Source organism: Candidatus Eisenbacteria bacterium (assembly GCA_035577985.1).
In the GTDB taxonomy this organism is placed as follows: domain Bacteria; phylum Desulfobacterota; class Binatia; order DP-6; family DP-6; genus DATJZY01.
Window position 1 is genome coordinate 1 of record DATJZY010000014.1, and the last position, 15,743, is coordinate 15,743.

Here is a 15,743-nt window from a genome sequence, read left to right on the forward strand (position 1 = left end):
CGGCGTCCTGTTCCACGACCTCCGTCGCTCCGCCGTGCGCAACATGGTGCGAGCCGGGGTCCCTGAGCTAGTCGCGATGCGCGTGAGCGGCCACCGGACGCGGAGCGTCTTCGACCGCTATGACATCACGTCCGAGGCTGACCTCGAGGCAGCCGCGGAGGCGACGTCGCGCTACGTCGCCGAGCGTCGCGATGCCGGCCCGCGAGTTGCCCCGCTAGCCGTCAATTCGGACAATCCTTCGGACAACCAACGTGCGAACGTGCGCTGACGCGTCGTCAGTGGTGCGCAAGTCCGCGATCTAACAAGTGGCCAGGGGCGGGATTGAACCGTCGACACCGTGATTTTCAGTCACGTGCTCTACCAACTGAGCTACCTGGCCGAAGCTAGAGGGCGCGACTCTTACCGGCTCCGCCGTGGGGGGTCAAACAACGCCGAGACGAAAGAGCCCCTGGGCCGGGTCGGCCCAGGGGCTCGTGACGATCGTGATGAAGGGCGGCCTACGGGCGCAGCACCATCGTGCCCGGGAGCGTGGTCGCGCCCGGACCCGGGAGGTTCGCGGCGCCGTTGATGAGGAAGCCCTGGCCGGTGCCGTTCGGATCGGTGTTCGCCGCCGGGATGCAGAACACGGTGGCGAGGGTTGCCGCGTGCGACGAATTGAGTGGCATGAGGCTCCCCGATGGGGTTCCTTGCTCGCGGATGTGACGTGCCAGCGTACCGGCGCGCACGCAGCTCCCGGTGGGACCGCCACAGGTGCCGCCGCTGGCCGCCGAGCAGATGTCACCCGCGGGGCACGTGCCCTGCATTCCGGGACCGCCGGAGCACGTTGCGTTGCTGCCGCATCCCGTGGCTCCCGTGGCCGCCGTGCAGCCCTTGCCGACCCGGCTGCCGGACGCACACATGTTGTTCACGTTGCCCAACCGGCAGGTGAAGGTGGCACCGCAGTCGGCGGTCTGCGTCGCGACGGTGCACGGCAGCCCGCTGTTCGGGCCGTCGAGGCAGACGTTGGTGAGGAACGCGCCGGCCTGGCCAGCGCCCTGCGCGATGCACCGCGGAACCGCGGTCGTGCCGGGGCAGTCGGTATCGACGGTGCACGTGTTGCCGTAGTTCGTGCCGCCGACGCAGCGCGCCTGCGTGCAGAAGAGACCGCTCGCGTTCGACATGTTGGTGAGGCCGGTCGTGAGCGGCGAGAGGTTCACGGGGATGTTGCCGACGAAGATCGCGCAGACGCCGCCGCCGGGGCACTGCGCGTTCGACGTGCAGGCGCCGTTGTTGTTGCTGCCCTTGTAGCAACGGTTCCCGAGCGCGCTCGACGCCGGTGCCGGGCAGTCGTTCGTGAGACCGGAGGAGTTCGTGCTGGTGCATGGATCGCCCTGGTTCGGGCTACCTTCGCAGACGCCGGTGCACGGCGAGCCGGGGGTGCCGGCACACGGAGCGCCGGCGATCGTCCCGATGCGACAGAGCGGGCACGGCTGCGCGGCGTTGCCCGTGACGACCGTCACCGAGCTGAGAGGCAGGGTGAGCGACGCGGCACCGGTCGACGTGTCGAGGGTGCCGCTCGCCGGCGCCGCGAAGACGTTCTGGACGCAGGTCGTCGTTCCGGCGTTCGGAATCGGCAACGGCGTGCCGAACACGCACCCGGTGTTGGTGCACTTGAAGCCGACCCCGTTGGCCAGCGTCGCGCCGATGGTGCAGCTCGAGCCCGTGCAGCTGGTCGTGAAGCGGCTCGTGGCGCCGTCCGGCGTCGGCCCCTCGGCCACGGTGGCCGAGCCGCCGCCGATGTCCAGACCGCTGCAGCCGAGGTTCTTCAGGACGGGGCCTGAGGCGGCCACGTCGCGGAACGTCTGGCCACAGTTCCCCACCCCCGCCGTCGTCGTGAAGTCGAGGAACGACGGCGTCGCGCCGCCCGTGGTCGTGGTGGTCGACGTCGTGGTGCTGGTGGTGGTGGTCGATGACGTCGAGGTGCTGGTCGTCGTGCTGGTCGTGGTCGACGTGGTCGTCACGGTCGACGTGGTCGTCGAGGTCGTGGTGCTGGTCGTCGTGCTGGTCGACGTCGACGTCGTGGTCGACGTGCTGGTGGTCGAGGGCAGCGACGTGCTCGTCGTCGTCGTCGACGACGTGCTGGTCGACGTGGTCGTCGTGGACGACGTCGAGGTCGACGTGGTCGTCGTCGACGAGGTGCTCGTCGAGGTCGTGCTCGACGTGCTGGTCGACGTGGTCGTGGTGGTCGTGTTGGCCTGGCACTCGGGCGGCAGCGGGCTCACGAACTCCGGCACCGCGAGGGCGTCGATGCAGTCGACCTTGAACTCGGTGATGCAATCGACGCACTCGACGATGTCGTTCGTGCTCGAGATCGTGGCCGAGCAGCTCGAGCTGCCGGGCGGCGTCAGCGCCGGGCACACCGGGACGAAGCCGATGGCGCCGGGCGTGAGATCGCCGTTGCCGTCACACATCTTGTCGGGGCCGCCGCACGCCTTGCAGATGGAGTCCTGCTTCTTCGACTCGGCGGTCGAGATGAGGATCGCGGCCTTGCCGTCGCCCGGGCTCGGGCACGGATTCGAGTGGATGCCTTTGATGCGGGCGTCCCAGCACTTCTGCAGGGCCTTCGATTTGGCCTGCAGGAACTTCGCCGTGGCCTTGCCGATCGCCTGCTGGCACTTGTTGACCGTGCTGTTGGTGCCGAACTCGGCGGTGTTGAGGGCGCCGTAGTAGAGCGCAATGGCCTGATCGACGAGGCCGTTGGCGCTGCACTCGAGACAGGTGCTGATGTCGTCGCAGTTGTTGATCGCGTTGTTGCAGCCGAAGCTCTCGATGTCGGGACAGAACGGAACGCTGGCCCACCCGATCGACGACAGCGGATCGTCGTCGCCGCCCGCGCCGCAGATCTTGTCGGCGCCGCCGCACACCTTGGCGATGCCCGTGTCCAGCTTCGTCACGAGCTTGCCGAGCAGCAGCATCGTCTTGGACTCCATGGTGCAGTCCTGGGTCGGCGGGAGCGCACCCTTGGTCTTCTGGTCCTCGCACTTCTGGAGGGCCTTGCTGCGCCCCTGGACGTACTTCGCGGACGACTTGGTGATGCCGCGCTCGCACTTCGCCGGGTCGGCCGAAGCCCCCTGAACGCTCGCGAACAGGATCGCGATCGCAATGAGCCAGCCAGCCCGGATTCGGTGCGCGTTCTTCGTCATGGGATCCCCCTCCAATGTGCGCGGCACGCCGCCCACGCCGGGCACCCGGCATGTGGCGAGCCTTGGCGTCTGACGTATCGCGCCCCGCGCGAAGCCGTCAAGGGATTTTCGGGGATATCCAGGGCCGGGCGCAGCCGGATCAGATCGTCAGGTTAGACCCAGGGCCAGCCCGGAACGTCGGTGCAAAAGCCCGGAATGGTGAGCCTCGCCGACGGCGCGGGCTTGAGCAGCTCGACCTTCACGCCCGAGAAGCCGTCGTCGTTGCCGACGATCACGGCGAACGGCATGCACTCGATGACGGGGCGGTCCAGGAGGAGTAGCCGGGAGAAGTCGACACCGGCGAGCGCGAAGCGAACGCGATAGGTCCCATCCTGATTGAGGATCAGACGGAACGAACGAACGCCCCGGTCGGTCCTGCTCTTGTAGGAGAACCGCTTGCCGCTCTTCGACTCCTTCAGCATCCCGGCCGGGATCCGGAACGTCTCCTCGGCGATCGCGATGATGACGGGCTCGGTTGCGGGGCTGATGCCGTCCGTCGTGGGCGAGAGGGTGAAGTCCCAGCGGCGGACCGACAACATCGCGCTGCCGGTGTTCGGATCGACGCGGCCCTTGCCCGGTCGGATGACGAGCCGACCGTGGTTCACGGGCTGCGCGCTCGCGCGCTGCGGGGCGGCGCCGATCAGAACGCTCGCGACGGCGATCGCGACCCCCATGCTCCACTTCGTGCCTCGCATCGTGACGTCTCCTCGTACCCTAGCCCTGCCCACGCGATCGCGCCAACCGCACTCTGACGCGGGTCCTTGCGCGATTGGGGCGCATGGCGACCGCCGTGCGGGCGATCAGCCCACCGCTCTCGACGACGAGCGAACCCTCCGGCGCAGCCGTCAGATCGGCGATGCCCGGCCCGCGCAGGCGGATCCGGTACGCGAGGCGTCCGGGCCGTCGCAGCGGCATCACCGACACACGGCTGCCGTCGAACGCCGTCGCGGCGAATCCCTTCCGGCCCGCCGCCGCCAGCCCGCCGTCGAGCCGCAGCTCCATCGCCGGCGCGGGCCCCAGACGGAGCGTCGTCGGCGTGGTGTCGAAGGACGCGGGAAGGATCGAATTGGCTTCCAGCACCATCGTCAGCGTTCGCGCGTGGGACGTCGCCAGGCCCGCCACGCGTGACAGACGAGGCGCGAGCGCGAACTGGTCGAGATCGGGCACCGGCGCCAGCGTGCAGGACAGCGTGAGCAGCAGGTCGACGTCGGCGAGCGGCGGCGACAGCGCGGCCGATCGCCCCACCCCGACGAGCGCGAATGCACCCGACGCGTCGATCGGCGCCCCGACCACCAGGGTACCACCGGCCATCGCGAAGCCGGACGTGAAGTCCATGGCAACCGAGTCCGACGTGCCGTCGAGCGTGATCGCCATCGGGAGATCCGCGCGCCGCAGCTCCCCGCTCGAGAGGAGCTGGATCCCGACGAACGCGGGGAACGCGATCGACCCGGTGTGCGGGCCCGCGGTGAACGGGCGCGGGCGGATCGCCCCGCAACGGTTCGCTGGATCGATCGGATCCGCGGGGCATACCTGCACGCGGCTCAACGTCGGGCTCGTCGACGGATCGTACATGACGCGCAGGAGGTCGCCCGCCGCTGGCGCCGCCACGTCGGCGACCACGCCGCCGGCCGGAGCGGAGAGTCCCATCGTCACGGCGCACGTGCTCGGAAAGATGGTGACCATGTGCGCGTCAGCCGTGACGGCGACCAGGAAGGCGAACGCGAGGACGGCGCGAACGATCATGGCAACCCCGACACGTCGCAATCGCCCCCGGGGGCCGCGTCGTAGACGAGCGCCGTGATCCCGCATACCTCGTCGTCCACGCTGTCGCCGGCGACGTCGTTGGCCGGCACGCACGCCGCCTGGCCGGGACAGTCGGGGCTGTGCGGCATCGCGAGCGAGCACGGTGCCGCCGGATGGCCGACGCCCCCGGGGACGACGCCCGGTGTCTCCTCGCATCCGAGCCGAACCGGCGACGACCGGGCACCGTTGTCGAGCCAGCAGCCGTAGCGCAGCGCCTCGCCGGCGCCCACGGCAAGTGCCGACGAGAAGCCGAGCGCACCCGGGTCGGTGAAGTCGAGGCCGACGAAGAGCTGGCGGCGTCCGGGCGCGCACAGGTTCTCGGGGCTCCCTGTCGGGTTCTTCGTCTGACCGTCGGTACCGAGGAGATCGACGCCGGCACAGCGTCCGCGGCGGTGCATCTGGCTCGAGAGCCCGAGCACGCACGTATCGGCCGGTGCCGTCCAGCGAGCGTCGACGAGATTCTCGGTCGCTCCCTCGCTGAACGGAGGAACGAGGATCCCCGCCTCGGCGGTCCGGTCGGAGAGCGGCCGGGCCGTGCGGCGCACCTGCTTCGGCTTGGCCGCGCGCAGCACCAGGCGCGTCGACACGACGTGCGTCTTGGTGTCGGCGTTGCCCCAGTTCGTGTCGATGAGCAGCCCGATCGCCGCCGGCGCGCCGCCGGGTGCATCGGCCACCGGTGCGAGCTCGGCGGCGACCCCCTTCGGCAGCGTTCGCACGAGCTTCTGATTCGAGCCGGCGGTCGCCACCAGCACCCGCCGGTCGCGATCGACGGGCCCCAGATCGATGCAGCCGCGGCTCTGCAGCAACGTCTTCTCGGGGAACTCGGCGAGCCGCTCGCCCGTATACAGGTACACGAGAAAGTGGCGTGCTCCCGTGCGACTCTTCGTCCCGGCGTGCGCGACACGCCACGAGCCGAGCGCGAATGGAGCGGTGGCCGGAACCTTCACGAAATAGCACGTCTCCAGATCGCTCCCCGGTGGGAGCGAAACTCGGGGAACCTTCACGGTGATCGTCCGCCGGTCCCGGCCTTCGGCGACGCCTCCGGCAACGAGCGCGACGAGAACGAGCAGGACGGGAAGCCGGCGCGTCATCGGACTCCCGAAAGGATCTACCATGCGGACGGGATCCCGGTAACCCGCCGCCTCGCCCGTCGTGGACGGCCAGTGGCCGATCGTGTGCACCGCATGCCCGCTTGGCCGCGGTACCACGCAGATGCCTCGGCCGATCGGTTCGCCGGCGCCATCCGGCGTCGTCGCTGGACCTCCCGCACCCTTCCCGCTAACGCCGACCCACGCGCCGGATCCTCTACAGCCTGCTCGTCGCCGCGCTCGCGTGCGGCACGACGACCTCGACCGGCACGGGCGAGGTGGTGAGCATCGACGCCGATCGGCATGCCATCGTCGTGCGGCGTGCGGACGTGCCGGGCATGTCGACCGGCGTCACGCTGCGGCTCACGGTCGCCGATCCGGCCCTCGTCGACGGGCTCGGGCCGAACGCCCCGATCACGTTCGAGTATGCGCGACGGGCCTTCGCGCAGCCGGCGCTCGTGTCGCTGCGTCGCGAGGAGGCGAAGACGGTCCTCATGCACGACCACACGCCACACCACGGCGGCGTGGTCGCGATGGTGGGCGGGCGACATCTCGAGGCGCGCGCCGAAGCGAACGGTCGCCTCGAAGTGTACGTGACGGACTTCTATCGCCGCCCGCTCGCCGTCGACGGCGCACGCGGCACGATCACGATCGCCGGCTCGGAGATCGTACCGCTCGCGCCCGAGGGCGAAGCCCTGGTCGGACGCGCGAAGCCGATCGCCGCGCCGCGCATCGACGCCAAGGTGGCGATCGCGCTCGGCGGCGAGAGCATCGCGATGGACTTCGCGCTCCCGATCGCGCCGGGCGCCGGCGGCGCGGCCGCCGTCGCGCAGTCGGCCTGCGCCCCGCTCGAGCCCGCGGGACCGTCGCAGCCGCGCTGCCTCATCACCTTCAGCCAGCCGATCTCCGCGCTCGCCGCCTCGCCCGACGGCGCGACGCTGCTCGTCGCGGTCGCGGGAGCCGGGGTCAGCGTGTGGCGTCTTCCGGAGGGCACGCTCGCGGGCGCGCTCGATCCCGCGCCGCCGATCGCCGTGCCGCCCGGCGAGACGCCGCACCCCGAGATCGTGAACCGCATCGCGTGGCGGCCCGACGGCACCGAGGCCCTGGTGGTGCTCGAGGGACGCCTGCTGCGCTACGCCCTGCCGAGCGGAAAGCTCGTGCGCGTGCTCTCGGGCGCGAACGACGTCGTGCGCGACGCCGCCTGGTGGCCGGGCGGACGGCGGATCGTCGTGACCGCGTTCCACGACGTCGCCGCGCACGTGATCGACGCGGACGACGGGCACGAACTCACGCGCTATCACGCTACGGCCGAGGCGTCGGCGGTCGCGATCGACGCCACCGGCACGCACGTCGCCGTCGGCGACGAGAGCGGCGCGATCACGCTCTTCGATGCGCGCCAGGGCGCGGGGGAGCCTCCGTGGCACCCGAGCACCCGGGCGGTGACGTCGCTCGGCTTCGAGACGACGGGGCTCGTCACGCTCACGGCCGACGGCTTCGTGCGCAGCCTCGACCCGGCCGACGGCCGGACGCTCGCTGCGCTCGAGGTCGGCTATACGCCGGCGCGGCTCGCCGCAGGCCCGAACGGTCGCGTCGCGGTCGGCCTGCCGAGCGGTCGCGTCGTGCTCGTCGATCCGGGACGGGGCGCGATCCTTCGCACGCTCGACTGGAGCCAGGCGCAGATCCACGCGCTCGCATGGGCGGGCGCCCAGGTCGCGACGGGCGACGCGGTGGGCCGCGTCGCCCTGTGGAACGTCGGGAGCTGACGCGGCTCAGGGCGCGCACGCGCCCGGCGCCGGCGCCAGCTTCGCACTGAACGACTTCGGTGTCTTGAACGTGACCGTACCCGCGAACCGCATGCAGTAGTGCTGCGTTCCCATGGTGACGACGACGTCGACCGGATCGGGGTTCGCCGCGAGCGTGTGGCCGAGCTGGCTGCCCTTGGCGGTGATCTTGAGGATCTTGTTCGGCTTCACCTGGAACGCCTTCACCGGACCGTTCACCAGCAGGTTGTCCTTGTACTTGTAGCCCTTGTTCTCGCCCTCGTGGCCGACGAGCGACCAGAACGACGGGCCGGGCGCGAGGGTGTAGGTGTCGTCGAAGCCGTCGCCGGCCGTCGAGACGATGCGCACCGTCGCGCCGACCGTGCGCGGATCGTCGCCCGACCCGTTGCCGTCTCCGAGCGTGACGTCGAGGTCCTTCGACTGCACGGTCGCCTTCCGCTTCGCGGCGTTCGCCGGATCGTCCTTCAGCGAGATCTTGCTGCCGTCGATGAGCTGCGACGGGACGAGCGAGGTCGTGGTGGTGGTCGACGTGGAGGTCGACGTCGTCGACGTGGAGGTGGACGTGGTGGTGACGATGGTCGTCGTGGTCGTGGTGGTGCAGCCCGTGAGACTTCCCACGTTGCCGGCGTTGTTCTGCGGTGACGGACACGTGAGGTTGAAGGTCTGGCTACCCGTCGTGCGCGTCTGGCTCTGCGTGCCGTTGCCCAGCGGTCCCGCGACGACCGGCTGGCCGAGCCGCGTCGGGCCCGTGTAGCCGCCGTAGGCCAGGCAGTCGACGTAGTTGTTCACGTCCGCCGCGTTCCACGTCGGCGGGTTCTCGGGGACACTGTTGCCGGGGGCGCCCCAGCAGATGTTGCCGCAGGTCGGATCGATGCTCCCCGAAAAGGTGAAGTCGGGGTTGATGCCGAAGACCGTGTTGAAGCCGACCGCGCTCGGGCTCGCCATCACCCAGCGCACGTCCTCGCCGGCCATGCCGACGTTGGCCGGCACCTCGAGAAGGATCGTGGCCGACGTGCCGTCGCAGTTGAAGGCGGTGAGACGGCTGTGCGCCACCAGGTCCTGGAGGATCGCCAGCATGCGGATCTCGACGAACTGCACGGTCGGATCGCTCCCGACGCCCGACATGGCCTCGTGGATCTCCGCGAAGTGGAAGCGCGCGCTCGCCGGCGCGACGGCGAGCAGGACGACGAGCCCGGCAGCGGACAGCGAGCGACCGAACATGGGCACCACCTCCGTGCGCTCTACGTGCTTACAGACCAGCTCGGATTGTCAAGGGGATTTGACCCGCGGGCGCTGCGTCGACAGCGCCAGACCGGCCAGGACCAGCGCGATCGCGCAGGCCTGCGGAACGGTGATGCCCCACGCGCAGAGGAGATCGGTCGCAGCGGGATCGCGCATCGTCTCGAGCGCCACGCGAACGACGCCGTAGCCGATCATCGCGCGGCACGCCGTCGCCCCCGGCGGACCAGGGCTCCGCACCAGCCAGGCGGCGAGGGCGAAGTCGGCGCCCGCGGCGTAGAGCTGCACGGGATGGCGGGGCGGAGGACCGAGATCCGGCAGCACGATGCCCCACGGCAGCTCCGTGGGCCGCCCGAAACAGCACCCGGCGAGGAAGCAGCCGATGCGACCGACGCCGAAGCCGAGCAGCGCGCCGGGGGCGAATGCGTCGAGCAGATCGAGGCAACGCACACCCGCGAGCCGGCTCGCAGCCGCGACCATCACGATGCCGCCGCCGATGCCGCCCATCGACGCGAGGCCCGCGCCGCCGTGCACGGCGCGATAGTATGCCCCGGCGCCCCACCACGCGCCCGCGACGACGAGGGGCGCCGCGACCAGGACGACGTCGGGCCGTCGCGCCTGCCGCGTGGCGAGGATCATGCCGGCGGCGACGGCGAGCATGACGGCGATGCCGTACAGCGAGACGACGACGTGCACGTCGCCGACCTGTGTCTCGAGCGTCGGGAGCATGCGCTCCCCGATGCACGCGCCGTACCCGGACGGAGCGGCCGCGCCGCGGCATCGCACGGTCGCCGGCGCAACGGCCGCCGCAACGACCCCGTTGCTAGTCGCGGCGGAAGTCGGTCACCGGTGAGCGCGCTCGGAGCGAATGGCGGGCCCGGAGCGCCATCACCGCGTCGTCGTCGGTGAGGGCGCGGCTCTGCCACGCGAACTCCAGCATGAGGCCGTTCGGGTCCTTGAAGTAGATGGACTCCATCCACCCCTCGTGGTCGACGATCGGCGTCACCCTGACGCCCTTGGCGAGCAGCGCGTTGCGCTTCGCGACCAGGGCGGCGTGCGACTCGACGTCGAACGCGAAGTGGTAGAACGCGTCGGGCACGCCGAGGCCGCGGTTGATGCCGGCGTCGTACTCGGCGGGGACGCCGGGAACGCCCTTCGGCTCCATGAAGGCCATCATCTGGCCGTTCCCGCAGTCGAAGAAGACGTGACGGATACGGCCGCCCTCCTCGAACTCCATGATGTCGCAGCGCACCGCCCGGAAGCCGAGCACGCCCTCGTAGAAGGCGCGCGTCGCGTCGAGGTCGAGCGTCGAAAGGCCGACGTGCGAAAAGCCCTTGGGTGTCATGGTCCCTCCTACGTCGCAGGACGGCCCCGATGGATCTCCCCTACCCCTTCTTCTGCGCGGCCGCCGCGGCGGCCGCCTTCATCGCGGGCGTGACCGGAATGCCGGGTACCGAGAGGTGCTCGAAGAACGCCGCGTCGAAGTTCTTCGCGATCTCCCCGGCCGACCAGCCGCCTTCCTTGAACATGGCGGCGAGCGGCTTCGGCGTCTGGAAGAGGGTGTAGGCGTAGCCGCGGCGACCGAAGATCTGGCCGTTGACGTGCTTCGCCTCCTCGGACGCGACGTAGGCGACGATGGGCCCGTTCAGATCGGGGTTCATCTCCGGCGGCACCGGACGGCCTTCCATGCCGGGGATCTGGCCCACCATGCGGGTCATGCCGGCGGGCGCGAGCGCGTTGGCCGTGATCGAGTACTTGCCCTCGGCGTTGCCCTTCATGTGCTCGACGGCGATGACGAAGGTGAGCCCCATGAGCCCGGCCTTGGCGGCGCCGTAGTTCGCCTGCCCGAAGTTTCCGCGCAGGCCGGCGCTCGAGACGATGTTGATGATGCGGCCGTAGCCCTTCTCGCGCATGTGCGGCAGCGCGTGCCGGCAGCAGTTGAAGCCGCCGTAGAGGTGGACTTTCAGGACCGCGTCGAAATCTTCGGGCGCCATGTTGACGAGCTGCTTGTCGCGCAGGATGCCGGCGTTGTTGACCAGGATGTCGATGCGTCCCCACTTGTCGACCGCCGCCTTGATGATGTTCCCCGCGCTGTCGAACTCGGCGACGCTGTCGTAGTTGGGAATCGCCTCGCTGCCGAGCGCGGCGATCTCCTTGCAGACCCCCGCCGCCGGATCGGCGTCGGTGCCGCGCCCGTCGGTCGCGCAGCCGACGTCGTTCACGACCACCTTGGCACCCTCGGTCGCGAGCGCGAGCGCGATGCCGCGCCCGATGCCCCGGCCCGACCCGGTGACCACGGCGACCTTGCCTTCGAGAAGCTTGCCCATCTGTCCTCCGATGCGGTGTGGAAGTGCGTCGAAAGCGGGTCGGCTAACACGCGCTCGGAAGGGGTGTCAATCGAACGACCGATCGGTCCTGCTACTCGGCGACCTCGACCGCGACCTTCCCGAGCGGGCCGAAGTCGGCCTCGATCTTGTCTCCCGCCCGGACGGACAGGGGCTGGATGAGCGATCCCGCGATGATCCAGTCGCCCGCCTCGAGCCACTCCCCGTAGCGGGCGAGGAGCCCCGAGACGTGGCGCAGGACCGCGCCCGGATCCATCGCCAGGAGCTTCGGCTCGCGACGCGAGACCTCGGTGCCGTTGCGGTAGAGGTGCGGCCAGGAGCTGCCGTCGAGCGACACCGGCGGCACCTCGGCGCCGAGCACGACGGCCTCGTGGTAGATGTTGTGCTCGAGCGCCCCCTCGAGCGAGTTGGCGGGCAGACTGAAATTCACGAGCTCGAGCGCGGGTGCCTGGAGCGACACCGCCCCGCCGCCGACGTGGAGCGCGATCTCGGCCTCGACGAAGACGCGCGTGCCGCGACGGAGCACGTAGCGATCGCCGGAGCGCATCGCGCGATCGCCCGCGAGCCAGCCGATCGCCGGCTCGGCGAGGCCGAGGCGCTCGAGCATGCGCGGATCGTTGATGCCGATCTTCCAGCCGAGGCGCGGCATGCCCTCGTTCAGCGCGTGACGGAAGTTGCGGAGCTGAGCCTCCATGCCGCGATCGAGCTGCCCCCTCACCTCTTTCGCGGTCGGCCGTTCGGTCTGCATCGCGCTTCCGGTGCGCACCACTCTGGCATGCTTCCGGGAGCTTCGAAACCCGAGGTTGTTGGACACCTGGGCCGCGGGCCCGGATGATGGCCGCTCGGATGCAGGATCGCCTCGTCTTCCTGATCGGCGCCCCGCGCTCGGGAACGACGCTGCTGGCGCGCATGCTCTCGGCCCACTCGCTCGTCTACGGCCGCGCCGAGCCGCACGTCGTCACGCCGCTCGCCCACCTCGGCTACTTCGGGAAGGTCCAGAAGGCGCCCTACGATCCCAACAACGTCGAGCAGGCGATCCGCGAGATCGTCGCCGAGCTTCCGCGCGGCGAGGCCGGCTATCTCGACGCGCTGCGCGCCTACACCGACTCGGTCTACGGCCAGCTCCTCGAGCTGGCGCCGGCGGAGAAGCGCTTCTTCCTCGACAAGACGCCCGCCTACGCGCTCGTCCTGCCGTTCCTGACGAAGCTCTATCCGGGCGCCCGCTACGTCGTGCTGACGCGCCACCCGCTCGCCGTGCTCTCGTCCTACGCCGAGTCCTTCTTCGACGGCGACTATCGCGTCGCGATCACGCACAATCCGATCCTGCAGCGCTACGTGCCCGCGCTCGCGAGCTTCGTGCGCGACCGTCCGGTGCCGCACGTGTGGGTCAAGTACGAGGAACTCGTGAAGGATCCGGAGACGCACTTCCGGCGCGTCTGCGAGCACCTGGGGATCCCGTTCGAGGAGAAGGCGATCAGCTACGGCGAGAGCGGCGAGGAGTGGAAAGGGCTCGGCGATCCGACCGGCGTCGCGCGGCACGCGCGACCGGTGACCTCGTCGGTCAGCAAGTGGGCGGCGGAGATCGCGTCCAACCCCGAGGTGCTGGGGCTCGTCGCCGGCGTGCTCGACGAGCTCGACCCCGCCGACCTCGAGACGCTCGGCTACGCGCGCGAGAAGATCGTGGCCCAGCTCGAAGCCGCGACGGGCGCACCGGTGCCCGTGAAGGCGAAGGGGCCGCTGCGCTATCGCGTGGAGCGGAAGGTCCTGGTCGCGCTGCGCCGGAACATCCACGAGAACGCGCTGGGGCGCGTCCTCGGACGGCTCCGCTTCGCCCTCGACGTCCTGTTGCGCGAGTAGGGATCGCCGCCGCATCATGCGCGGATGCGGCGAGCGACGGCTCTGGCACTGGCCATCTCGCTCCTCGGCGGATGCCGGGGGGGACGGACGGAAGAGGTTCGGGTCGCGGATCCCGCCTCGCGACGTCCGACCACGAGCGGCGAGGTGGTGGGCTTCGTCGGACGCTACGGGAGCTTCGTCTGGATGGGCATTCCGTTCGCCGCCCCGCCGGCCGGCGAGCACCGCTGGCGCGCGCCGGCGGCGCCCGCGGCGTGGACGGGCGTGCGGGAGGCGATCGCACCCGGCTCGGCGTGCGTGCAGTACGCGAGCCCGTTCGGCGGCGTCACGACCGCCAAAGTGAACACGGCGGTCGGCAGCGAGGATTGCCTGTACCTGAACGTCTGGGCGCCCAGGACCGCGACGCCCGCCTCGCGCCTCCCGGTCATGGTATGGATCCACGGCGGCGGCAATTCGATCGGCGCCGGGAGCTTCTACGACGGCGGCAACCTTGCGACGCTGCGCGACGTGGTGGTCGTGTCGATGAACTACCGGCTGGGACCGTTCGGCTGGTTCCGGCACGAGGCGATCCGCGCGAGCGCCACCAGCGACGTCGAGCGCTCGGGCAACTTCGGCACGCTCGACCTCGTCCGCGCCCTCGAATGGGTGCGCGACAACGTCGCCGCGTTCGGCGGCGATCCGTCGCGCGTCACCATCTTCGGCGAGTCGGCCGGCGGCATGAACGTGCTGAGCCTGCTCCTCTCGCCGCAGGCGCGCGGGCTCTTCCAGCGGGCGATCGTCGAGAGCGCCGGCGTGCGCATGGCGGACCCCGTCCTCGCCGAGGCGTCCGCCGACGGGCCGTCGCCGGTCGCGAACAACAGCTCGAACGAAGCGCTGGCGCGCCTGTGGGTGCGCGACGGCCGCGCCACCGATCGTGCCGACGCGAAGGCGCGCCTCGCGACGACCGCGCCCGCCGAGATCGCGGGCTACCTGCGCGCCGAGGACGCCCTGAAGCTCCTCGAGGCGTATCAGCCGCTCCCCGGCATCGGCATGATCCGCATGCCGCTCGTCTTCGCCGACGGGACCGTGCTGCCGAGCGACGGGCCGGTGGAACGCCTGCGGCGGGCGGACGGATGGAATCGCGTGCCGGTCATGATCGGGACCAACCGCGACGAGAACAAGCTCTTCATGTTCGGCGATCCGCGCTGGGTGCGGTGGTGGCTCTGGATCCTGCCCCGCCTGCGCGATCCGGAGCGCTACGACGTCACGGCCGAGATCATGTCGAAGATGTGGAAGGCGAACGGCGCCGACCAGCTCGCGACCGCGATGCGGGCGTCGGGCGCGGCAAACGTCTACGTCTACCGCTTCGACTGGGACGAGGAGTCGACGCCCCTCGGCACCGATCTGCCGCGCATGCTGGGCGCGTGCCACGGATTCGAGATCCCGTTCGTGTTCGACCACTTCGACTTCGGCCGCGACGGCCGAGCGCTGTTCACCGAGGCGAACGAGCCGGGGCGGAAGGAGCTCTCCACGGCGATGACGTCGTACTGGACGGCGTTTGCGGCGACCGGCGACCCCGGGCGCGGTCGCGACGGCGCCCTGCCCGAATGGCCCGCGTGGAGCGCTCCGCCGCGCTTCATGGTTCTCGACACGACGGCCGGAGGCGGTGTGCGAACGTCGCCCGACACGGTCACGCGCGAGAGCGTCCTCGCCCTGGTCGAGTCCGATCCGCGGCTCCCGACGCCGCGCGATCGATGCATGATCTACCACGACCTCGTCGACTGGACGGACGCGATGACGCGCGCGTCGTACGAGGCCAAGTGCCCGGACCTGCCGTTCGACGGCTACCCCTGGGGTAGCTGACGCGGATTGGCGCCCGGGGACCGACTTCGCTATTCATCCCGCCGATCGCACACACCCTCATCAGCGGGTGCCTTCGGCACCCGCGCCTTCATGGAGACGATTCATGGACGACAAGGAGCTCGAAGCCAAGATCAAGGCGCTCACGTTCTCGAGCGGCAAGAACAACATGACGCTCGAGGACATGGCGACGATCCAACCCGGTCTCGCGCGCATCATGCCCGAGATCGGCGCGCGCACCTGGAAGCTCTTCTACGCCGCCAAGCTCCAGAACTGGCCCATGGCCAAGTTCCAGTACAAGGAGATCATCGGCCTCTTCGAGCTGGGCGCCTTCATGCGTCCCAAGCACGAGGCCGCCCTCAACCAGTACATGGAAGAGAACTGGAAGCCGCTCGAAGCGACGATCGCGGACAAGGACTTCCCGGCCTTCGAGAAGGCGTTCCACGCCGCCATCGACGCCGCGAACGCGTACCACGAGCTGAAGGAGAAGCCCTACATCTACTGGAAGCTGCCCGACACGCCGCCGCCCGACCTGGACCTGCGCCCGCGCGGCGCGGCCAAGAAGTAGGCGCG

At 70.3% G+C, this 15,743-nt stretch carries 14 protein-coding genes and 1 tRNA gene; 5 read left to right on the forward strand and 10 right to left on the reverse strand.

The annotated features are described in order from the left end of the window. Positions 1 to 268, forward strand: a 268-nt coding sequence (locus tag VMS22_01450; GenBank protein ID HXJ32680.1) for a hypothetical protein, incomplete at its 5' end; no start/stop codon positions are given. Positions 269 to 306: 38 nt separating this feature from the next. On the opposite strand, the gene VMS22_01455 is transcribed toward VMS22_01450, so the two are convergent. From VMS22_01455 to VMS22_01475, 5 genes are all read right to left on the reverse strand, one after another. Beyond that, a tRNA-Phe gene (locus tag VMS22_01455) sits at positions 307 to 379 on the reverse strand. Between the two features lie 118 nt (positions 380 to 497). Continuing rightward, a complete protein-coding gene (locus VMS22_01460; protein ID HXJ32681.1) occupies positions 498 to 3,182 on the reverse strand; it encodes a hypothetical protein in 2,685 nt (894 codons plus the stop codon). Positions 3,183 to 3,334: 152 nt separating this feature from the next. Then, on the reverse strand, positions 3,335 to 3,916 hold the full coding sequence (locus VMS22_01465; protein ID HXJ32682.1) for a hypothetical protein: 582 nt from the start codon (positions 3,914 to 3,916) through the stop codon (positions 3,335 to 3,337). 19 nt (positions 3,917 to 3,935) lie between these two features. Then, positions 3,936 to 4,964 carry a hypothetical protein gene (locus VMS22_01470; protein ID HXJ32683.1) on the reverse strand — a complete coding sequence of 343 codons (1,029 nt, stop codon included), beginning with the start codon at positions 4,962 to 4,964 and terminating at the stop codon, positions 3,936 to 3,938. After that, positions 4,961 to 6,115: a hypothetical protein gene (locus tag VMS22_01475; protein HXJ32684.1), complete on the reverse strand. Its 1,155-nt coding sequence runs from the start codon at positions 6,113 to 6,115 to the stop codon at positions 4,961 to 4,963. The genes VMS22_01470 and VMS22_01475 overlap by 4 nt, the downstream gene beginning before the upstream one ends. A 278-nt stretch (positions 6,116 to 6,393) precedes the next feature. On the opposite strand from VMS22_01475, the gene VMS22_01480 reads away from it, so the two are divergent. Next, on the forward strand, positions 6,394 to 7,875 hold the full coding sequence (locus tag VMS22_01480) for a hypothetical protein (GenBank protein ID HXJ32685.1): 1,482 nt from the start codon (positions 6,394 to 6,396) through the stop codon (positions 7,873 to 7,875). A gap of 6 nt (positions 7,876 to 7,881) precedes the next feature. Here the strand turns inward: VMS22_01480 and VMS22_01485 are convergent, their stop codons facing one another. The 5 genes from VMS22_01485 to VMS22_01505 form a co-directional block, all read right to left on the reverse strand. Further along, positions 7,882 to 9,114 (reverse strand): hypothetical protein, encoded by a 1,233-nt coding sequence (locus tag VMS22_01485; protein HXJ32686.1) that lies wholly within the window; start codon positions 9,112 to 9,114, stop codon positions 7,882 to 7,884. Positions 9,115 to 9,162: 48 nt separating this feature from the next. After that, positions 9,163 to 9,861 carry a prolipoprotein diacylglyceryl transferase family protein gene (locus VMS22_01490; protein ID HXJ32687.1) on the reverse strand — a complete coding sequence of 233 codons (699 nt, stop codon included), beginning with the start codon at positions 9,859 to 9,861 and terminating at the stop codon, positions 9,163 to 9,165. 94 nt (positions 9,862 to 9,955) lie between these two features. Next, on the reverse strand, positions 9,956 to 10,477 hold the full coding sequence (locus tag VMS22_01495; GenBank protein ID HXJ32688.1) for a VOC family protein: 522 nt from the start codon (positions 10,475 to 10,477) through the stop codon (positions 9,956 to 9,958). Positions 10,478 to 10,517: 40 nt separating this feature from the next. Continuing rightward, positions 10,518 to 11,459: an SDR family NAD(P)-dependent oxidoreductase gene (locus VMS22_01500; GenBank protein ID HXJ32689.1), complete on the reverse strand. Its 942-nt coding sequence runs from the start codon at positions 11,457 to 11,459 to the stop codon at positions 10,518 to 10,520. 91 nt (positions 11,460 to 11,550) lie between these two features. After that, positions 11,551 to 12,225, reverse strand: a complete 675-nt coding sequence (locus VMS22_01505; protein HXJ32690.1) for a hypothetical protein — start codon at positions 12,223 to 12,225, stop codon at positions 11,551 to 11,553. An 86-nt stretch (positions 12,226 to 12,311) separates the two neighbouring features. Here VMS22_01505 and VMS22_01510 point away from each other — a divergent pair, with 86 nt between their 5' ends. The 3 genes from VMS22_01510 (at position 12,312) to VMS22_01520 (ending at position 15,738) form a co-directional block, all read left to right on the forward strand. Next, entirely contained in the window at positions 12,312 to 13,334 is a 1,023-nt protein-coding gene (locus tag VMS22_01510) for a sulfotransferase (protein HXJ32691.1), read from the forward strand. Between the two features lie 24 nt (positions 13,335 to 13,358). Continuing rightward, positions 13,359 to 15,173, forward strand: coding sequence for a carboxylesterase family protein (locus VMS22_01515; protein ID HXJ32692.1), 1,815 nt, complete (start codon positions 13,359 to 13,361; stop codon positions 15,171 to 15,173). 103 nt (positions 15,174 to 15,276) lie between these two features. Then, positions 15,277 to 15,738, forward strand: a complete 462-nt coding sequence (locus VMS22_01520) for a hypothetical protein (GenBank protein HXJ32693.1) — start codon at positions 15,277 to 15,279, stop codon at positions 15,736 to 15,738. Positions 15,739 to 15,743: the final 5 nt, after the last annotated feature.

Coding starts and splice junctions, on each gene's coding strand:
- VMS22_01465 (HXJ32682.1), bottom strand. CDS start 3,916: ATGCGAGGCACGAAGTGGAGCATGGGGGTCGCGATCGCCGTCGCGAGC.
- VMS22_01470 (HXJ32683.1), bottom strand. CDS start 4,964: ATGATCGTTCGCGCCGTCCTCGCGTTCGCCTTCCTGGTCGCCGTCACG.
- VMS22_01520 (HXJ32693.1), top strand. CDS start 15,277: ATGGACGACAAGGAGCTCGAAGCCAAGATCAAGGCGCTCACGTTCTCG.
- VMS22_01485 (HXJ32686.1), bottom strand. CDS start 9,114: ATGTTCGGTCGCTCGCTGTCCGCTGCCGGGCTCGTCGTCCTGCTCGCC.
- VMS22_01510 (HXJ32691.1), top strand. CDS start 12,312: ATGGCCGCTCGGATGCAGGATCGCCTCGTCTTCCTGATCGGCGCCCCG.
- VMS22_01460 (HXJ32681.1), bottom strand. CDS start 3,182: ATGACGAAGAACGCGCACCGAATCCGGGCTGGCTGGCTCATTGCGATC.
- VMS22_01500 (HXJ32689.1), bottom strand. CDS start 11,459: ATGGGCAAGCTTCTCGAAGGCAAGGTCGCCGTGGTCACCGGGTCGGGC.
- VMS22_01505 (HXJ32690.1), bottom strand. CDS start 12,225: ATGCAGACCGAACGGCCGACCGCGAAAGAGGTGAGGGGGCAGCTCGAT.
- VMS22_01495 (HXJ32688.1), bottom strand. CDS start 10,477: ATGACACCCAAGGGCTTTTCGCACGTCGGCCTTTCGACGCTCGACCTC.
- VMS22_01490 (HXJ32687.1), bottom strand. CDS start 9,861: ATGCTCCCGACGCTCGAGACACAGGTCGGCGACGTGCACGTCGTCGTC.
- VMS22_01515 (HXJ32692.1), top strand. CDS start 13,359: ATGCGGCGAGCGACGGCTCTGGCACTGGCCATCTCGCTCCTCGGCGGA.
- VMS22_01475 (HXJ32684.1), bottom strand. CDS start 6,115: ATGACGCGCCGGCTTCCCGTCCTGCTCGTTCTCGTCGCGCTCGTTGCC.